A 16,390-nucleotide genomic window follows, 5' to 3' on the forward strand; every position below is an offset into this window, starting at 1 on the left:
CTACCCGCTAATGGCGCAGGCGGCAGTAGACAAGGCCGCCGCCTGAACCATTCAGAATCCCTGTGTCGGCGTACTAGCCGGCCTTGCGGAGACTCTTCGCGCCGGGCACCACGCGCAGCAACTGCGCGGGCATCCGGTCCACGACCTGCTCCGTGAAGCGGGCGAAGATGCGGAAGAGCACCGGCAGCAGCACCAGCGTCAGCGCGCACGCGGAGATGGTTCCGGACACGATGACGATGGCCAGGGGCTTCTGCATCTCCGAGCCGATGCCGTTGCTCAAGCAGGCCGGCACCAGGCCCAGCGCCGCCAGCGCGGCGGTCATCAGCACCGGGCGCAGGCGTTCACGGCTGCCGTGGAGGATGGCGTCGTCCAGCGACTCTCCGGCCTCCCTCCGCTCCGCGATGGCGCTCATCACCAGCACGCCGTTGAGCGCCGCCTGTCCGATGAGCGCGATGAAGCCCACCGCCGCCGCCACGCTCAGCGGCATGCCCGCCCAGTACAGGCCGAACACGCCTCCCATCAGCGCGAAGGGCACGTTGAGCAGCGTCACCACCGCGCGGCCGAACGAGTTGAAGGCCTTGAAGAGCAAGAGCAGCGTGAGCACCAGCGCCACCGGCAGCACGGTGAGGAGCCGGTCCATCGCGCGCTCCTTGCTCTCGAACTCGCCGCCCCACTCGACGCTCGTCCCGGCGGGGGGCGGGGCCTCCTTCTCCACCAGCGCCTGCGCGTCCTTCACGAAGGAGCCCAGGTCCCGGCCCCGCACGTTCATGCGCACGCCGATGTAGCGCCGGCCGTTCTCGCGGTTGATGGAGGCCCGGCCGAAGCCCGTCTTCACCTGGGCCAGCTCGCTGAGCGGCACCAGCACGCCGCCCTCCACGGGCACGCGCAGGCGGGAGATCTTCTCCACGTCGTCCCGGCTGGACATGGGCAGGCGCATCACCACGTCGAAGCGGCGCTCGCCCTCCCAGAACTCGCTGAGCGGCCGGCCGCCCACCGCCGTCTGGAAGACGTGCTGGAAGTCGCCCAGCGACATGCCGTGGCGGGCCAGCGCCACGCGGTCCGGGGTCACCTGGATGCTGGGGACCTCGCCGCTCTTCACAATGCCCAGGTCCGCGACGCCGTCCACCTTCGACAGCGTGCGCTTCACCTTCTGCGAATACTCCTGGAGCACCTGGAGGTCGTCACCGAAGAGCTTCACCGCGAGCTGGCCCTGCTGGCCGCTGATGCTCTCGTTCACGTTGTCCCCGATGGGCTGGCTGAAGCTCACCTCCATGCCCGGGACCTCCGACACGGAGCGCTGGAGGACCTCCAGCACGTCGTCCAGCTTCGGCGTGCTCCTGGGCCACTCGGCGGGTGGCTTGAGCTTCACGAAGAACTCCAGGTTGTTGGTGAGCTTCGCGTCGGTGCCGTCCTCCGGGCGGCCCAGTTGGCTGAGCACTCCGTCCACCTGCGGCGCCTGGCGCAGCAGGCCTTCGATGCGCGGCACCAGCTTGCGGCCCTCCGACAGGGAGATGTTCGAGGGCATGGTGAAGGTCAGGTAGAGGCTGCCTTCGTTGAGCGCCGGGAGGAACTCGCTGCCCATGCGCGGCACGAGCGCCCCCGCGAAGAGCAGGCCCGCCGTGCACACCGCGACCACGGTGCCCGGGTGCTTGAGGCTCCAGGCCAGCACGGGGCCGTAGGCCTTGTCCGCGGCGCGCAGCACCGGTGACTCCTTGTGCTTCACCGGCTTGCGGTAGACGAACGACGCCAGCACCGGGATGAGCGTGACGGAGAAGACGAGCGCGCCCAGCAGCGCCGCCACCACCGTGTTCGCCATGGGCGCGAAGATGCGGCCCTCCACCCGCTGCAACATGAAGATGGGCAGGTACGCCGCGATGATGATGAGCAGCGAGAACACCGTGGGGCGCACCACCGCCTTCGTCGCGCGCTGGATGCGCTCGAGCGGGGTCTCTGCCTCGAACTGGTGGCCGGACATCCGCGCCAGGATGCTCTCGATGATGACCACGCCTCCGTCCACGATGACGCCGAAGTCCACCGCGCCCATGGACAGCAGGTTGGCCGACATGCCCCGCATCTTCAGGTAGATGAACGACGCCAGCAGCGAGAGCGGAATCAGGACGCCCACGACGATGGCGGCCCGCAGGTCCAACAGGAAGATGAAGAGGACCAGCGTGACGAGCAGCGCGCCCTCCAGCAGGTTGTGGCCCACCGTGCGCAACGTCGTGTTCACCAGGTCCGTGCGGTCGTAGAACGGGTCGATGCGCGCGTCCTCCCCCTGGAGGCGGCCGTTCACCGAGTCCACCGCGTCACGCACGCGGGAGAGCACCACGGAGGGGTTCTCTCCGCGGCGCATCAGCACGATGCCCTGCACCACGTCACCGTCGCCGTCGCGGCTGACCACGCCCTGGCGGGGGGACCAGCCCTCGTTCACGTCCGCCACGTCCTTGAGGAACACGGGCGTGCCTTCGTGCGTGGCCACCCGCACGTCGCGGATGTCGTCCAGCGAGCGGAAGAGGCCCTCGCTGCGGATGACGAACTGCTCGGAGCCTCGCTCCAGCACGCCGCCGCTCGCGTTCTCCGAGCCGTCCTTCAGCGCGTCCTCCACGTCGTCCAGCGTGAGGCCGAACGCCGCGAGCCGGGCGGGGTCCGGCTGGATGTGGATCTCCTTGAGGAGGCCTCCGTAGCTGACGACGTCCGCGACGCCGTCCACGCGCAGCAGGCCCGGCCGCACCACCCAGTCCTGGAGGGTGCGCAGCTTCATGGGGTCGCCCTTCGCGCCCTTCAGCGTGTAGCGGTAGATCTCCCCGATGGGCGTGGCCAGCGGGCCCAGGGAGGGCGTGAGGCCGTCGGGCAGCTCCGCGTCGCGCAGGCGCTCCAGCACCTGGGCCCGGGCGAAGAGCACGTCGGTGTTGTCGTTGAAGCTCAGCGTCACGAAGGACAGGCCGAACATGGAGAGGTTGCGCAGGCGCGTCAGGCCCGGGATGCCGTTGAGGGCGCGCTCCAGCGGGAGGCCAATCTGGCGCTCCACCTCTTCGGACGGCTGGCCCGGGTAGAGGGTGATGACGTTGACCTGCGTGTCGGTGGGGTCCGGGAAGGCCTCCACGGTGAGGTCGCGGAAGCAGAACCAGCCCCAGATGGCGGTCAGCAGCGTGAGGAACACCACCGCCGCGCGGTTCTTCAGACTGAAGTCGACGAGCTTTTCGAACATGGGCGTCTTTCGATCCGGCGTGGGGGCGTCAGTCCGCCAGTTCGATCTGGTTCTCCAGGAGCAGCGCGCCCCGGGCGACGAACCGGTCTCCGGAGGCGAGACCTGCGCGCAGCTCCACCTCGCCGTCGCGGCGGCGGCCCGGCGTCACGGCGACGCGCTCCAGGCGGTTCGCGTCACGGGCGACGAAGACCACGGAGCGCGCTCCGTCCGTCACCACCGCGCTGTCGGGGACGCGCACGCGCTTGACGCCCTCCGGCGCCGTGGGCGTCACCTCCACGAAGGCGTTGGGGCGGAAGCGGCGGTCCTGGTTGGGGACGCGCACGCGCACCTCCACGGTGCGGCGCAGCGGATCCACCACCTCCGACACGCGGTCTACCTTGCCGGCGCGGACGATGCCGTCCCGCGTGGTGACCGTGACGTCCTGGCCGGGGGACATGTCCAGCGCGTCCGCCTCCTGGAGGTCCGCGACGACCATGACCTGATCCAGGTCGGAGAGGCGCACGAGCGGCCTGTCCCGGTCCGGCGTCACCTCCTGGCTGGCCACCACGTCCAGGTCCACCACCGTGCCGGAGCGCGGCGCGGTCACCCAGAAGAGGTTCTCGCCTCGGGAGGACACGCGGAGGCTGCCCTGCTTCGCCCTGGCGGCCTCCAGGGAGAGCTCCGCCTGGCGCAGCTCCGTCCGCGCGGCGAGCAGCTCCTTCTCCGGGGCGGCTTGCAGGGCCACCAGCGCCTGGAGGCGGTCCGCGTTGCGGCGCTTCTCCGCGAGCTCGGCCTCCGCGCCGCGCTGTTCGCGCACGAGCTCCGCGAACGCTCCGGAGCGCACGCTGAAGAGGTCGTCCCCCTGCTTCACGCGGTCGCCGGGGCGCACGCGGACCTCCTCCACCCGGCCCGCGAGCGGGGCGCCCACGGACGCGGTGCGCGCCTCGTCGAACTGCACGCGCGCGGGGGAGGGGAGCGGGGTGAGGGCGGTGCCCTCGGTGGCCACGGCGAGCTGCACGTAGTGCCACTGGGGGGCTTCGTCCGGCAGGTGCACCGTCTCGCCCTTCACGGTGGGGCCCTGGATGGCGCTCTCGCTCTCCGCGATGGAGTCGGTGGGGGCCAGCACGTAGAGCAGCGCGCCGGTGCCCAGCAGGCCCGCTCCCGCGAAGGCCATCCAGACCGGGGCGCGGCGCGAGGAGGTGTTGGTGGAGGTGGGGGCGGCGGAGGTGTCAGGGGTGTTCATGGGAGGGCTTCCAGGGGAGGGAGGGGGTTCAGGAGCGGGGGTTGAGCAGCGTGTCCGGCGCGCGCGGTCCGGCGGCGCTGGCGCGGGCGATGGCGAGGGTGAGGCGGTAGGCGGTCTGGTCCAGGTCGGCCGCGTGCAGCACCAGCTCTCCGTAGGTCCGGCGCGCGAGGAGCAGGTCCTGCAGCGCCGCGCCTCCGGCCTTCACCGCCGCGTCCAGGCGCTTCACCACGCCCTCGGCCAGCGGCAGCGTCTGGGTGTGGAGCTTCTGGCGGCGCTCCTGCACCGCTCGCAGTTGCTGGGTCAGCGTGTCCGTCTCTCGCGAGGCCTGGGCCGTGAGCAGCTCCCGGGCGGTCCTCGCGGAGTGGGCGCTCGCGCTGGCGGCGTGCGCGTCCGCCTGGCCGTGGTCGAAGAGGGGGAGCGGAATCGACAGGCCCACGAAGAGGGAGTTCTGCTGGTTGCCGGAGATCATGAACTGGTCTCGCGTGTAGCCGGCGCGCACCGTCGGATCCGGGATCCAGCGGCGCCGCGCCAGCGTCAGCGAGGACCGCGCGGAGTCCTCCTGCGCGCTCAGGGCCCGCAGGTCCGGCCGCGACTCGATGGCGGCGGGCGCGGGCGCCTTGTCGAGCCGCGCGTGGAGGAAGGCCATGGCCCGCTCGTGGCTCCCGAAGGGCTCACACGGGATGCCCGCGAGCCGCGCGCAGGCGAGCAGCGCGTCCGTGAGCTTCACGCGCTCCTCTCCCAGCGACGCCTCCAGCGACTGCGCCTCCAGCGTGGAGCGGTCCACGTCCAGCCCCGCGGCGTCGCCGTGCTGCTGCCGGGCGCGTTGCAGGTCGGTGAGCTTCAGCGCGTCGTCGGTGAGCTTCGTCAGCTCCGCGACGCGCACCTCCGTGGCGGCCACCTCCGCCGCCTGCTCCAGCACGTCGTACGTGCGGGTCCTCAGCGCGGCGTGCACGTCCAGCGTGGTGGCGGACAGCGCCGCCTTCGCCGCGTCCTGACGCGGGCCCCGCTTGCCCAGCTCCACCAGCTCCGACACGCCCACGACGTAGTTGGGCACGTCGTCCAGGCGGCGCAGGCCCGGCGGGTTCGTGGCGCCAATGGGGATGGTGTTCATCGACACGTCCAGCTCCGGGTTCGGCAGCAGGTGCGTGCGCTGGTGGTCCGCTCGCGACGCCGCGAGGCGGGCGCGGTCGTCCGCGAAGTCCGCGGAGCGCTCCCAGAGGAGCTCCGCCAGACCGTCGTCGTCCGGGAGGGTGGAGAGCAGCAGCGTGGCGGAGGAGGCGGGGTGCTGCTCGGCACCGGCGGTGAGGCCGAGCAGGGTGCCCAGGGCGAGGAGTGCGGGGAGGGAACGGCGCAAGCGGCAGGCTCCGGTGAGAATCCGGAAGGCCCCCATCGCAAGCCGTGTGCCCGGCCCGACCCCAGCAAATCCGCGCGGATGCGCCGCCGCGCGACTTCAAAATCCTTTCAGTGCCCGCGACTTCAAAATCCTTTCATCGCGGGCGCTGCAAATCCCTTCACTCGTCGCCCAGGCGCTTGAGGAAGGTCGGGTAGGACAGCCCGAGCGCCTTCGCCGCCTCCATGCGCCGGCCGCCCAGCCGCTCCAGGGCCCAGCGCACGTACGCGCGCTCCAGGTCCTCCATGGGGACGGGCTCCGTGACGCTGAAGGCCCCCGGCGCCACCGCGGCCGGCGGCTCCCCCTTCACCGCGCCGCTCACGGAGGGCGCGCCGCCCAGCACCTCCAGCTCCAGCTCCGGTCCGGGCTCCAGCACCAGCGCCCGCTCCAGGATGTTGCGCAGCTCGCGCACGTTGCCCGGGAACGCATAGGCCCCGAGCCTCGCGCGGGCCTTCGCTCCCAGGGTGACGTCGCGCCGGCCCAGCTCGCGGCCCAGGTCCGCGAGCATCCCTTCCGCCAGCGGGAGGATGTCCTCGCGCCGCTTGCGCAGCGGGGGGATGTCGATGCGGAACACGCCCAGGCGGAACCAGAGGTCCTCGCGGAAGTTGCCGCCCGACATCTGCTTGGGCAGGTCCCGGTTGGTGGCGGCCACGATGCGCGCGGTGCTCGTCTGCTCCGTGGTACCGCCCAGCCGGCGGAACCGCCCCGAGTCCAGGAACGTCAGCAGCTTCGCCTGGAGCGGCAGCGGGAGCTCGCCCACCTCATCCAGGAAGAGCACGCCGCCGTGGGCCACCTCCACCAGCCCGCGCCGCGCGGCGCGCGCGTCCGTGAAGGCGCCCTTCTCGTGGCCGAACAGCTCGCTCTCCACGGTCTGCTCGGGCAGGGCCGCGCAGTTGATGTGCACGAAGGGCGCGCCCCCGTCCTTCGACGCGAGCGCGTGCAGGTGCCGCGCGAGCTGCTCCTTGCCCACGCCCGTCTCGCCCAGCAGCAGCACCGGGCTCCGCGGCGACGCGGCGATGCGCTCCAGCATCGCGAACACCCGCTGCATGGCGGCGGACGTAGGGGGCACCAGCCGGCGGCGGCCGGACAGCTCCGCCTCCGCCGTCTCCAGGCGGTCCCTCAGGCGGCTCGCGTCCACGGCCCGGCGCGCGCGCAGCACCAGGTCCGCCAGCTCCACGGGCTTGGCCAGGTAGTCCGCAGCGCCCGCCCGCACCGCGTCCACCGCGCTGGCGATGTCCCCGTGCGCCGTCACCATCACCACCGCCACGCCGGGCGCGTGCGTCCTCAGCTCCGGCAGGAACGCGAGCCCGTCTCCATCCGGCAGGCGGCGGTCCAGCACCACCAGCGCGGGCGTGGCCTTCGCCAGCGACGCGCGGGCCTCGTGCAGCGAGTGCGCCACCGTGAGGCTGAAGCCCTCGCGTTGCAGCGCCACCGCCGCGATGGAGGAGAAGGCGCGGTCGTCATCCACCAGGAGGACGGGGAGGCTCATGGCCGGGGGGCTCGGGGAAGGTGGAGGAGGAAGAGGCAGCCGTCGGGGAGGCGCTCGAAGGTGAGCTGTCCGCCCTGATGCTCCAGCGCCTGGCGCGTCATGGCCAGCCCCAGGCCGATGCCCTTGGGCTTGGAGGTGCGGAAGGGCTCGAAGAGGTGGCCTTCCACCTCCGGCGGCGGCCCGCCCCCGTTGTCCTCCACCGTCACCACCGCGGCGTCCGCGCCCAGGCGGGCGCGCACGCGCACCCGGGGCTCCGCCACCCTGCCCAGGTCCTTGGCCGCCACGGTGGCCTCCATCGCGTTGCGCACCAGGTTGTCCAGCGCGGTGGTGAGCAGCAGCGGGTCGCACGACAGGGGCGCGACATCCGGGGGCACGTCCACGTCCACGCGCACCTCCGCCGCCTCCGGCAGCGAGCGCAGGCCCTCCACCACGTCACGCACCAGTTGCGACAGGTCCACGTCCACGCGGCGCACCACGGGCGGCTTGCCGAAGTGGAGCAGCGACGTGGCCAGGTGCGCCAGCCGGTCGATTTGACCGTGCAGCGTGCGCACCACGAGCCCGCCCTCGCCCTCCGGGGAGACGAGGCCGGTGGCGGCCTTGAGGCCGTTGAGGGAGTTCTTCACCTCGTGCGCGATGAGGCTGGCGGCGCTGCCCAGCGCGGCCATCTTCTCCTGCCGGGCGGAGCGCGATTCGACCTCGCGGAACAGGCCGTAGACGCGGCGCCAGTGGATGGTGAAGAGCACCAGCGTGCCCACCTGGAGCAGCGCCAGCACCAGGAGCTGCACGAGGAAGCGGTCGCGCAGCCCGGACAGCAGCGCGGTCTCGTCCGCGGCGAGCACCAGGTGCAGCCCCGTGCCGGGCACGGGCGTGGCGGTGAGGAAGGTCTCCCGCGCCGCGTCCAGGGATGGCGGCCGGACGCCCTCGCGGATGAAGTCGCGCAGCTCCCCGGACGCGCGCGACACGTTGGCCCAGGAGGGCGGCGCGCTCGGCAGGAAGAGGTCTCCGGAGGCGTTGAGGACGAGCAGCTCCAAATCGTCGCTCAGGGGCCGGCCGCCCGGCAGCGCCGTCCCCGTGTCCAGCAGGCCCGCGAGCACCGCGGTCGTCTGGCCCGCGCGCACCACCGGCACCGCGACGACGAAGAGGGACGCGCCCGGCGCGATGGCGTCCACCACGGACGTCTGGCGCGCGAGCACCTGCTGGAACCAGGGGCGCGTGGCGAAGCCGCCCCGGGCCTGCGCCTCGTCGAGCGGCGGGTCGCTCCAGCGCAGCTTGCCCTGCGCGTCCAGCACCATCACGCCCGCGTGGAAGAGGCCGGCGCGGGGCGTGGTGAGGTCCTGGAGGTCCTCGGTGGGCAGCTCGCGCTTCACGTCCGGGCCCACGCCTTCCGACACGCGCAGCAGCTCCGTCTGGAGCAGCTTCAGGTGCAGGCCCAGCGCCTCCGCGTAGACGCGGGCCTCGCGCGTCATGCGGGACTGGAACTCCGCGCGGGCCACGGCCACGTCGCCGCGGTAGGAGAGCAGCGGCCCCGCGACGGCGACCGCGCCCAACAACACCAGGCCCGCGACGACGGAGCGGACGAACTGCCGCTCCGCCTGGGCGAGCCCGGGCCGGCCCGAAGGCGCGGCTGGCGTCTCAGGCGCTGAGCTTGGTGGCACCCGCGCTCTGGGACAGCTTGTCGGTGAGGTACTGCCCGGAGAAGCACGCGGTGCAGTAGGTGCTCCGCTTCGGGTCGTCCACCGCAGTGCCCAGGCCCTCCAGCGACAGGTAGCCCAGGGAGTCCGCCGTCACGTACTTCGCGATCTCCTCCGTGGTGTGGCTGGCCGCGATGAGCTCCGTGCGGCTGGGCGTGTCGATGCCGTAGTAGCAGGGCCACTGCGTGGGCGGCGACGAGATGCGCAGGTGCACCTCCACGGCGCCCGCGGCCTTGAGCATCTTCACGATCTTGCGGCTGGTGGTGCCGCGCACGATGGAGTCGTCCACCACCACCACGCGCTTGCCCTTGAGCACCTGGCGCACGGCGGACAGCTTCAGCTTCACGCCGAAGTGGCGGATGGACTGCTGCGGTTCGATGAAGGTGCGGCCCACGTAGTGGCTGCGGATGAGGCCCACGTCGTAGGGGATGCCGCTCACCTGCGAGAAGCCGATGGCCGCGGGCACGCCGGAGTCCGGCACCGCGATGACCAGGTCCGCCTCCGCGGGCTGCTCGCGCGCGAGCTGCATGCCCAGGCGCTTGCGCACTTCATAGACGCTGCTGCCGAAGAGGACGGAGTCCGGCTTGGCGAAGTAGACGTGCTCGAAGATGCAGCGGCCCAGCCGGGGCGCGGGCTTGAAGGGCATGCTGGAGCGCAGCACGCCGTTCTCGATGACGACCAGCTCCCCGGGCTCCAGCTCGCGCACCAGCTCCGCCTCGATGAGGTCCAGCGCCGTCGTCTCGCTGGCGAGCACGTACGCGCCTTCCTTCATCTTGCCCAGCACCAGCGGCCGGAAGCCGTTGGGGTCGCGCACCGCGATGAGCTTGTCCTCGGTGAGCAGCAGGATGCTGTACGCGCCCTCCACGCGGCGCAGCGCCTCCACGAGGCGCGCCTCGAAGCCAGGCTGCTTGGAGCGGGCGAGCAGGTGCATCACCACCTCCGTGTCCGCGTCCGACTGGAACAGCGCGCCCTCCGCCTCCAGCTCCGCCTTGAGCTCCGTCGCGTTCACCAGGTTGCCGTTGTGCGCGATGGAGAACTGGCCGCCCGCGTAGTTCACGAACAGCGGCTGGGCGTTCTTGATGCCACTGCCGCCCGCCGTGCTGTAGCGCACGTGGCCGATGGCCGCCTTGCCGGGGAGTCCTTCAATCACCGGCACGGTGAAGATGTCGGCGACCAGGCCCATCTGCCGGTGCGCGCGCAGGGTGTGCCCGTCGGACGCGACGATGCCGGCGGACTCCTGTCCGCGGTGCTGCAGGGCGTGCAACCCCAGGTACGTCAGGTTGGACGCCTCTCCGTGACCCACGATTCCGAAGATGCCGCACATGGCGCGCTGCCTTACCCCTTTCGACCGCGAAGCGGAACAGGAACGCACGCCTTGAAGGTGGGTATTCCACCATCAGCCGACGTCGGCCCTTGTAGGCCAGGCAAGGTGCCGTCGCCCGAAAGGTGGGAGCCGCCTGGAAGCGCCGAGGGGTTACGCTGCCCTCCGGCATGTCCTCCTCCTGGCGCTCCCTCCTCCGTCCCTTGCTGCCCTTCGCCTTGCTAACGGCCGGGGCCGCCTACGCGCTCGCCTCCTGGAACTGGTGCGGGACGTGGGAGGAACGCACGCCCGAGGTGCTGTCACAGGTGCGTGGCGAAGGCCCCCTCAAGGCGGGCGCGGCGAAGGTGGCCCTCTCCCCCCCGTTCCCGGTGGTGGTGGCGGGCTACGTCCCACCCCGCCCCGAGGCGAGCCAGGCCGAGCTCCCCCTCCAGGCGAGGGCCCTGGTGCTGGAGGCCGGCGGCGCGCGCGTGGGCGTGGTGTCGCTGGAGCTGCTCCTGGTGACCCCGGAAATCACGGCGCGGGTGCGCGAGCGGGCCGCGAAGGCCGGGGTGGGGGAGGTGCTGGTGGTGGCCACGCACACGCACTCCTCGTTTGGAGGCTACGACGCGCGGTGGGCGGCCCAGCTCTCCGGCACGGGGCGCTACCGGGAGGCGTCCGTGAGCGCGGCGGTGCAGGGCGCGAGCGAGGCGCTGGAGAAGGCCGCCGCCTCCCTGAAGGACGTGACGCTGGAGGTGGGCGGCGCGACGGAGGCGGGGCTCGTCCATTCCCGCTCCGGGGGGGATGCCCCGGACGGCCAGCTCACGCGGGCGGTGCTGCGCGGGGCGGAGGGGCCGGTGGCGGAGGTGCTGGTGTTCGCCGGGCACGCCACGCTCATCCCCCGGCAGCGGGCGCTGTTGGATCCGGACTTCCCGGGCCGGCTGAGCGCGCTGCGCGAGGAGGCGGGGAGCGGCGTCACGCTGTTCGTGCAGGGCAGCGAGGGCAACGCGTCCGTGTCCTTCAACGAAGGGCAGGGCCCCGAGCGCGCCCTGGGCTTCGCGCGCAAGCTGGCGGCGCTGGCGGACGGGGCGGCCCCGGCGTCCGTGGAGGCGCCGGTGCGGCTGGCGTTCGCGCGCGTCCAGACGGCGCTGCCCCGGCCGGACGCGTCGCGGCTGGTGCCCGCCTTCACCCGCGCGGCGGGGGACAACTTCCTGTGCGGTTCGTCCCCGCGCGACGCGGAGGTGGACGCGCTGGCGCTGGGGCCCCTGGAGCTGCTGTCCATCCCGGGAGAGCCCACCGTGGGCGCGGGGAGGGCGCTGGCGGACCTCACCGGGGCCACGCACGTGCTGGGGCTCGCCAACGGCTACGTGGGCTACCTGGACACGCCAGAGCAGGTGCGCGCGGGGCAGGGGGAGTCCCGGCGCCAGTACTTCGGTCCCGCCCTGCTGGAGCGCCTGGGCGCCGCCGCGCGCGTGGCCTCCGGCGCGGTGGGCTTCTCTCCCGCCAGGTAGGCGCGGCGAAGGCCCGGCCGCCCGCCTGCCTTGCGGACCTCCTGACGTCCGGATGCCCCGGGGTGGCACTGTCGCGGGCGGAGGGCCCGCTGCCTACCTTGGTCCTCGGATCGTCTTCTTCGCGAGACAGGGGGCACGGGATGAGGTGGGAAGGCGGACGTCGCAGCTCGAACGTCGAGGACCGGCGAGGCGGTGGCTTCGGGCGCCCGCTCGCGGTGGGCGGTGGCGCCGCGTCACTGGTGGTGGCCCTGCTGGTGATGCTGCTGGGCGGCGACCCGTCCGACGTGCAGATCGGCACGCGCACCTCCCCGTATTCGCAGCCGGGCACGGGCGGCTCCGGGAACGTGGACCCGCGGCAGGAGCAGTTGAAGGACTTCGCCTCCGTCGTGCTGGCGGACACGGAGGACACCTGGCCCGGGCTGCTGGAGCCCCAGGGCGTGCGCTACGTGCAGCCGCACCTGGTGCTCTTCTCGGACGCGGTGCAGTCCGCGTGCGGCATGCAGGAGAGCGCGGTGGGGCCCTTCTATTGTCCGGGCGACCAGAAGGTGTACCTGGACCTGCGCTTCTTCGACGAGCTGGAGAGCCGCTTCGGCGCGCCGGGTGACTTCGGCCGCGCGTACGTCATCGCGCACGAGGTGGGGCACCACGTGCAGAACCTGCTGGGCGTCTCCCGCAAGGTGCAGTCCCTGCGCAACCGCACGAGCGAGGAGCAGGCCAACCAGCTCTCCGTGCTGACGGAGCTCCAGGCGGACTGCTTCGCCGGCATCTGGGCCCACCACGCGCAGAAGGAGCGCAACATCCTGGAGCAGGGCGACGTGGAGGAGGGCCTGGGCGCCGCCAGCGCCGTGGGCGACGACACCCTCCAGAAGCGCGCCCGGGGCTACGTCGTCCCGGAGTCCTTCACCCACGGCTCCGCCGCGCAGCGCATGACCTGGTTCAAGCGCGGCCTGGAGCAGGGGACGCTGGAGGCGTGCGACACCTTCAACGCCCGGCGGTAGGCGGCGCGCTCAACGGCGCGGCAGCGGCTGCTGCCGCGTCCCCACGAGCGGCTGCTGGAGCTGATACGTCCCGTTCATCGGCTGCTGGAGCTGGTAGCTGCCGATGAGCGGCTGCTGCAGTTCGTACGTGCCGATGAGCGGCTGCTGGAGCTGGTACGTGCCGACCGGCGGCTGCTCGAGCTGGTACGTGCCGGCCATGGGCTGTTGGAGCTGATACGCGCCGGCCATCGGCTGTTCGAGCTGGTACGCGCCGGCGAGGGGCTGCTGGGGCGGCTGATACCAGTAATTGTCCCAGAAGGCGCCGTCGCCGGAATTGCTTGTCACTGATTGCCGGTCATCCAGGTTCTGCGAGTCATTGCCCTCCGGGGCCGTCATCGCTTCGTCCTGCTGCGCCAGGGCCGTCATGGCCGGACCTGACGCGAGCGCCACCACCAGGGTCACCAAAGGTCCGGTGCGCATGGGCGTCCTCGTTCCTTCCGTCGCGGGAGAGGGAAACCGCGCCGCGACCTCCTTCTCAAGATGACCGCGCGGGTCGGCTCCGGGGAGCGCGGCGCCCGCGCCCGGGGGCCTGCCCGGGGGCCGGTCATGGGGCCGTGCGTCATTCGCATTCCGGACACATTGCGAACGATAGGCTTACCGCGTGCGCGTGCTTTTTTGAGCGTGACTGAAGGGGCGCTGCGTCAAAACACAAACGTGAAACTTGTGCTTGTCGTCAGTGTGTCTTTGCTCCGAGCATGCCGCCTTCCCGCTGCTTCGCGGGCCGCGGGCGCTTCCCCGTGGCCCACGCGGAGCGGCCTCGCGGAGGAACGACATGCCCCGTTTGCAGTGGACCCGCGCTTCGTGCGCGACCGTTCTGGCCCTGGTGGGGGCCCTCTCGCTGACCGCCTGCTCGGATGATGAAGACACCACGCCGGACTCGGGCGTGAAAGTGGACGCGGGGACGAACACGGACGCGGGCAGCGACGCGGGTACGGACGCGGGCAGCGACGCGGGGAGCGTGGACACGGGCATCCCCTGGGACGGCGGCAGCGCGGGGACCTTCTCCTGCGAGGGCAAGACCCAGGCGACGCTGAACTTCGCGCCGGGCCAGGAGGAGGCGCTCCAGGACCAGGTGAACACGCTGGCCGAGTGCACCACCATCCAGCTCGCGGCGGGCACGTACACCTTCGACAACGCCATCACCATCCGCCAGAACGGCATCACGCTGGTGGGCGCGGGCAAGGGCGCCAAGGGCGAGGGCACGGGCGGGGCGCAGAGCACGGTGCTGGTGTTCACCAACGCCGCGGCGAACTCCAACGGCCTGGACGTGGTGGGCAACCGCTTCACGGTGAGCGACGTGGCGGTGTGGAACGCGAAGAAGGACGCCATCCGCGTGGAGTCCTCCACGGACGTCGTCATGCGCCGCGTGCGCACGGAGTGGGCGGAGGCCGACAAGGAGAGCAACGGCAAGTACGGCCTGTACCCGGTGAAGTCCAAGTACGTCCTCATCGAGGACTGCGAGGCCTACAACGCCGCGGACGCGGGCATCTACGTGGGCCAGACGGAGTACGCCGTCGTGCGCAACAGCGTGGCGAAGCAGAACGTGGCGGGCATCGAGATCGAGAACACGAAGTACGCCTACGTGCTGGGCAACACGGCCCAGGACAACACCACGGGCCTGGTGGTGTTCGACCTGCCGGGCAACCCCATCATGGGCACCGACATCCGGGTGAAGAACAACATCATCACCGGCAACAACCGGAACAACTTCGCCTCCGTGGCGAACAGCAGCAGCACGGTGTCGCAGGTGCCGGCGGGCACGGGCACGTTCATGCTGGCGTCGCGCCGCGTGGAGCTGACGGGCAACACCTGGGGCAACAACAACACGGTGGACGTGGCGGTGCTCAGCGGCCTCGTCATCGAGGATGACCCCGCGCTGTGGGCCGCGGGCGGCTTCAACTTCGCGAGCTCCGACATCTACGTCCACGGCAACACGTTCCAGGGCGGCAGCGGCGACAACGTGGACAACGGCAAGCTGAGCCCGCAGTTGCGGCCCCTGGGCGCGGCGCTGGCGGCGCTCTACACCTACGGCGAGACGCAGGGCGCGGCGGGCGTGGAGCACCTGGTGTGGGACGGCGTGGACCCCTTCGGCCACGCCCGCACGCAACTGAACCCCATCAACATCTGCTTCGTCGACAACACGCTGCCCTCGGGCACCGGCAACGTCATCGCGGACCTGGACCTGGTGGCGGCGGGCGCGGCCGCGGCCAAGGGTGACTTCGCGGGCGGGTGGGCCCTCACGCGGCACTACCCGGCCAACAAGGCGGAGTTCAACTGCGCCGGCTTCAGCCCCGCGCTGACGATTGGCGATTACATCCAGTAACCGTTGTCAGGGAGCGTGACACCCATGTGGACGCCGTTCGTGAGCCCCCGTCTTCCCGCGGTGCTGCTGGCGTTGACGCTGGCGGCCTGCGGTTCCTCCGACCCGGAAGTCCCCGGGCCCGCACCCGACTCGGGGACCCCCGTGACGGATGCCGGAACGGGGGACGCGGGGGTTCCGGACGCCGGTCCCGAGGACGCGGGTTCTCCGCTGGCCATCCCCAACGCGCTGTCGGGCTTCGGGCTGTTCACCGGGAGCCCGGCGGACGGGGGGCTGGTCCCGGTGGAGGGCAACGTGCCCTACACCCTGTCCACGCCGCTGTTCTCCGACTACGCGGTCAAGTCACGCACCCTCTACATCCCCCCCGGCAAGACGGCGCACTACGAGCCCGTGGCCGCGCTGGACCTGCCGGTGGGGACGCTCATCACGAAGACGTTCGCCTTCCCGGCGGACCTGCGGGCGCCGGACCAGGACGTGCGCTTCATCGAGACGCGCGTCCTGGTGCGCCAGCCCTCCGGCTGGGAGGCGTGGCCGTACGTCTGGAACGCGGAGCAGACGGAGGCCACGCTGGCCACCGGCGGCCGCTCCCGCGACGTGACGTTCATCGACTCGGAGGGGGCCACCCGGTCGTTCCGGTACTCGGTGCCCTCCAAGAACCAGTGCCAGCAGTGCCACCACCTGGTGGATGAGAAGGGCGACCAGGTGCTGCACCCCATTGGCGTGAAGGCGCGCTACCTGCACCGCGCGAACACCTACGGCGGCGTGGAGCACGACCAACTGGAGTACCTGGCTTCACTGGGCAAGCTGGACGGGCTGCCCGCCCCGGCGGAGCTGCCGAAGGCGCCGGACGCGTTCGACCCGCAGGCGGCGAGCCTGGACATGCGGGCGCGCACGTACCTGGACATCAACTGCGCGCATTGCCACAACCCGAAGGGCACGGCGGGCATCACCAGCCAGTTGTTCCTCAACTTCGACAACACCAGCCTGTTCAGCCTGGGCGAGTGCAAGCGCCCGGGCTCCGCGGGCGCGGGCGTGGGCGGCGAGTTCGACATCGTCCCCGGCAAGCACGACGAGTCCATCCTCTGGTACCGGCTGCACACGGAGGAGTCCGGCAAGATGATGCCGCAGATTGGCCGCACGATTCACCACGCGGAGGGCGCGCAGCTCATCGCGGATTGGATCGACGCGATGCCCCTGAAGGCCTGCAAGTGACGGCCTGCGAGTA

General features: G+C 71.7%; 11 protein-coding genes. 4 read left to right on the plus strand and 7 right to left on the minus strand.

What is annotated here, in order from left to right; all coding sequences use genetic code 11:
- Positions 1–73: 73 nt before the first annotated feature.
- From K8612_RS21900 to purF, 6 genes are all read right to left on the minus strand, one after another.
- The gene (locus K8612_RS21900; protein ID WP_223763724.1) at positions 74–3,208 is read right to left on the minus strand and encodes an efflux RND transporter permease subunit; all 3,135 of its coding nucleotides are present in this window, start codon (positions 3,206–3,208) and stop codon (positions 74–76) included.
- Positions 3,209–3,236: 28 nt separating this feature from the next.
- The gene (locus K8612_RS21905) at positions 3,237–4,430 is read right to left on the minus strand and encodes an efflux RND transporter periplasmic adaptor subunit (RefSeq protein WP_255671996.1); all 1,194 of its coding nucleotides are present in this window, start codon (positions 4,428–4,430) and stop codon (positions 3,237–3,239) included.
- Positions 4,431–4,458: 28 nt separating this feature from the next.
- Positions 4,459–5,784 (minus strand): TolC family protein, encoded by a 1,326-nt coding sequence (locus K8612_RS21910; protein ID WP_223763726.1) that lies wholly within the window; start codon positions 5,782–5,784, stop codon positions 4,459–4,461.
- 157 nt (positions 5,785–5,941) lie between these two features.
- A complete protein-coding gene (locus K8612_RS21915; protein WP_223763727.1) occupies positions 5,942–7,309 on the minus strand; it encodes a sigma-54 dependent transcriptional regulator in 1,368 nt (455 codons plus the stop codon).
- Positions 7,306–8,964 carry a PAS domain-containing sensor histidine kinase gene (locus K8612_RS39325; protein WP_223763728.1) on the minus strand — a complete coding sequence of 553 codons (1,659 nt, stop codon included), beginning with the start codon at positions 8,962–8,964 and terminating at the stop codon, positions 7,306–7,308. Before K8612_RS39325 ends, K8612_RS21915 begins: the two co-directional genes overlap by 4 nt.
- On the minus strand, positions 8,942–10,324 hold the full coding sequence (gene purF / locus K8612_RS21925; protein ID WP_223740661.1) for an amidophosphoribosyltransferase: 1,383 nt from the start codon (positions 10,322–10,324) through the stop codon (positions 8,942–8,944). The genes K8612_RS39325 and purF overlap by 23 nt, the downstream gene beginning before the upstream one ends.
- 167 nt (positions 10,325–10,491) lie before the next feature.
- Between purF and K8612_RS21930 the strand changes: the two genes are divergently transcribed.
- Complete coding sequence (locus K8612_RS21930; protein WP_223763729.1) at positions 10,492–11,808, plus strand: neutral/alkaline non-lysosomal ceramidase N-terminal domain-containing protein; 1,317 nt, start codon at positions 10,492–10,494, stop codon at positions 11,806–11,808.
- Positions 11,809–11,948: 140 nt separating this feature from the next.
- Entirely contained in the window at positions 11,949–12,806 is an 858-nt protein-coding gene (locus K8612_RS21935; protein ID WP_223763730.1) for a neutral zinc metallopeptidase, read from the plus strand.
- A gap of 9 nt (positions 12,807–12,815) precedes the next feature.
- Here K8612_RS21935 and K8612_RS21940 read toward each other — a convergent pair whose 3' ends face one another.
- The gene (locus tag K8612_RS21940) at positions 12,816–13,265 is read right to left on the minus strand and encodes a hypothetical protein (protein ID WP_223763731.1); all 450 of its coding nucleotides are present in this window, start codon (positions 13,263–13,265) and stop codon (positions 12,816–12,818) included.
- Between the two features lie 352 nt (positions 13,266–13,617).
- On the opposite strand from K8612_RS21940, the gene K8612_RS21945 reads away from it, so the two are divergent.
- Together K8612_RS21945 and K8612_RS21950 are read left to right on the plus strand one after the other, a co-directional pair.
- Complete coding sequence (locus K8612_RS21945; protein WP_223763732.1) at positions 13,618–15,168, plus strand: parallel beta-helix domain-containing protein; 1,551 nt, start codon at positions 13,618–13,620, stop codon at positions 15,166–15,168.
- Positions 15,169–15,207: 39 nt separating this feature from the next.
- Positions 15,208–16,377 (plus strand): SO2930 family diheme c-type cytochrome, encoded by a 1,170-nt coding sequence (locus tag K8612_RS21950; RefSeq protein WP_223763733.1) that lies wholly within the window; start codon positions 15,208–15,210, stop codon positions 16,375–16,377.
- The last annotated feature ends 13 nt before the right edge of the window (positions 16,378–16,390 follow it).

Source organism: Corallococcus sp. AS-1-6 (genome assembly GCF_020037015.1).
GTDB lineage: Bacteria > Myxococcota > Myxococcia > Myxococcales > Myxococcaceae > Corallococcus.

Excerpts from the sequence above, each read along its gene's own strand:
- K8612_RS21900 (WP_223763724.1), bottom strand. The coding sequence starts at position 3,208 with ATGTTCGAAAAGCTCGTCGACTTCAGTCTGAAGAACCGCGCGGCGGTG.
- K8612_RS21905 (WP_255671996.1), bottom strand. The coding sequence starts at position 4,430 with ATGAACACCCCTGACACCTCCGCCGCCCCCACCTCCACCAACACCTCC.
- K8612_RS21915 (WP_223763727.1), bottom strand. The coding sequence starts at position 7,309 with ATGAGCCTCCCCGTCCTCCTGGTGGATGACGACCGCGCCTTCTCCTCC.
- purF (WP_223740661.1), bottom strand. The coding sequence starts at position 10,324 with ATGTGCGGCATCTTCGGAATCGTGGGTCACGGAGAGGCGTCCAACCTG.
- K8612_RS21930 (WP_223763729.1), top strand. The coding sequence starts at position 10,492 with ATGTCCTCCTCCTGGCGCTCCCTCCTCCGTCCCTTGCTGCCCTTCGCC.
- K8612_RS21935 (WP_223763730.1), top strand. The coding sequence starts at position 11,949 with ATGAGGTGGGAAGGCGGACGTCGCAGCTCGAACGTCGAGGACCGGCGA.
- K8612_RS21940 (WP_223763731.1), bottom strand. The coding sequence starts at position 13,265 with ATGCGCACCGGACCTTTGGTGACCCTGGTGGTGGCGCTCGCGTCAGGT.
- K8612_RS21945 (WP_223763732.1), top strand. The coding sequence starts at position 13,618 with ATGCCCCGTTTGCAGTGGACCCGCGCTTCGTGCGCGACCGTTCTGGCC.